The following is a 434-nucleotide window of genomic DNA, read 5'->3' as shown; positions in this document are numbered from 1 at the left end:
TGAAGAATCTGTTCGGCATGCAGCCGGCTGCTCCGGCACCTGCCGCGCCGGCCACGGCCGACAAGCAGGCCCGTCCGCAACGCGGCGAACGCACCGAGCGCGGTGAGCGCACGGGCGAGCGCGGCGGCGATCGCAACCGCAATCGCCGTGGCGGCGCAGGGGGCCGCGACGCGGCAGCGCGTGGCGAAGGCGTCACCGGCGGCCGTCAGGCGCAAGGTCAGCAGCCGTCGCAGCGTCGCGAGGAACGGGAAGGCCGCGAGGCACGCGAGGGCCGTGAGCCGCGCGCGCCGCGTGAGCAACGCGAACCGCGTGAGGCTCGTGAAGGCCGCGAACCGCGTGAGACTCGCGAGCCGCGTGAAGCACGCGAACGCGACACCCGCGGCGCCGAGCGCGTGGAAGCCGTCGAAGGCACGGCACGCGCCGAACGTCAGGAA

The 434-nt window shown here is 74.7% G+C and carries 1 protein-coding gene; it reads right to left on the bottom strand.

Features of this window, described 5'->3' with window-relative positions; genetic code table 11:
• Positions 1-434, bottom strand: a 434-nt coding sequence (locus AB3X89_RS40260) for a hypothetical protein (RefSeq protein ID WP_368588061.1), incomplete at both ends; no start/stop codon positions are given.

It is taken from the genome of Paraburkholderia sp. BR14320 (assembly GCF_040948665.1).
GTDB classification, from domain to species: domain Bacteria; phylum Pseudomonadota; class Gammaproteobacteria; order Burkholderiales; family Burkholderiaceae; genus Paraburkholderia; species Paraburkholderia youngii.
This window is presented reverse-complemented; position numbering and strand designations above follow the sequence as displayed.